The organism is Petrotoga sp. 9PW.55.5.1, assembly GCF_003265365.1.
Taxonomy (GTDB): Bacteria; Thermotogota; Thermotogae; order Petrotogales; family Petrotogaceae; genus Petrotoga.
This window is the reverse complement of the sequence record NZ_AUPM01000014.1, coordinates 1-1,382: the sequence shown is the minus strand read 5'-3', so window position 1 is coordinate 1,382 and position 1,382 is coordinate 1. Positions and strand designations below refer to the sequence as shown.

The following is a 1,382-nucleotide window of genomic DNA, read 5'->3' as shown; positions in this document are numbered from 1 at the left end:
AGCTTTTGTTTTATTGATTTATTATATATATATTTGAACAATAAATGCTTATTTCAAAATCCACTCTTCAGAAAGTTTTGGAACATCCATCATTAATTGTTTGGTATATGGATGTTCTGGTTGAGTAATTACCTTATCGGCAGTACCTTCTTCAACAATTTCTCCCTCATGCATAATAAACAATCTATCACTTACGTAATAGGCTAAACCAAGATCATGGGTTACAAACATAATAGTAGTACCTTCAGTATCTCTCAAACCTAACAATAACTCTAATATTCCCGATCTTAAGTTAGCATCGATCATAGAGGTAGGTTCGTCTGCCAAAAGTAATTTAGGCTTTATCAAATGAGCTCTTGCTATCATTATCCTTTGCCTTTGACCCCCACTTAATTCAAAAGGATATTTATCCGCAACTTCATTTGGCCTTAAATTTACTGATTCTAGAGCTTCGTATACTTTTTCCTTTTTTTCTTCTTTTGTAAAAGAGTTATCGAACAACTTAAACGCATCTAACAAAACCTTCTTAACTGGCGAAAAAATGTTAAATGAGGCATAGGGATCTTGAAATATAGCTTGAACTTTTTTCCAATACTTCTTTTTACTATTTCCTTTTATTTCTGTTATATCTTCCCCATCGAATATTATTTTCCCGGAAGTCTCTTTTATAAGCCTAAGAATCAGCCTTGTAACGGTTGTTTTCCCGCTCCCACTTTGCCCTACAAGAGAAACAATTTCACCTCTATTTATTGAAAAGTTAACGTTCTTTACTGCAGTTACTGAGTTTTTCCCACTACCGAAGATTTTTGTTAGATTTTCTACTTGAATAATTTTATCATTTGTTAAATTAGGCATTAGGAGTCACCTTCTTTCCTTGTGTCAAAATGTAATCCAATCGCACACATCTAATTGATCTGTTCCCAACCTTTGTTAAATTCACTACATCATTCTTGCATTTGTCAATTGCTAAAGGACATCTGTCCGCAAATCTACAACCTTGAGGTATCTCTCTCAAATCTGGAGGAGATCCAGGGAGACTTGGAAGTTTTTTGCCTTTTATCCCTTTTTCTGTCTAGTGAAATATAGGTCTTGTTTCTAGATAGTTTTTGAGTGTTCTATTTAATCACCCCTAATGGTTATTGGAGAAAAATGTGTTTCTTAATTTAATATTATACCAAGGGTGAGAATATGAAAAAGAAAAAAGGTTTATCCCAGTGATTTAAAGCTGCAAATTTTTAAAGAATATCCTAACAGTGAAAAGCCTTTAAAAGAATTCGCCAAGGTTGTTCTTTGTTGGTTAGAGTATCAAGGGGCTAAAGCTAAACAAAAAAGATTCGTAGGGTTCTCTTATACTATCAATGGTCAAATTGTTGGATGAAAGT

At 33.3% G+C, this 1,382-nt stretch carries 2 protein-coding genes; both read right to left on the bottom strand.

Annotated elements, in window-relative coordinates:
- Positions 1 to 48 precede the first annotated feature (48 nt).
- Positions 49 to 855 (bottom strand): ABC transporter ATP-binding protein, encoded by an 807-nt coding sequence (locus PW5551_RS02615; RefSeq protein ID WP_113074270.1) that lies wholly within the window; start codon positions 853 to 855, stop codon positions 49 to 51.
- On the bottom strand, positions 848 to 1,060 hold the full coding sequence (locus PW5551_RS02610) for an oligopeptide/dipeptide ABC transporter ATP-binding protein (protein ID WP_255420108.1): 213 nt from the start codon (positions 1,058 to 1,060) through the stop codon (positions 848 to 850). The genes PW5551_RS02615 and PW5551_RS02610 overlap by 8 nt, the downstream gene beginning before the upstream one ends.
- Positions 1,061 to 1,382: the final 322 nt, after the last annotated feature.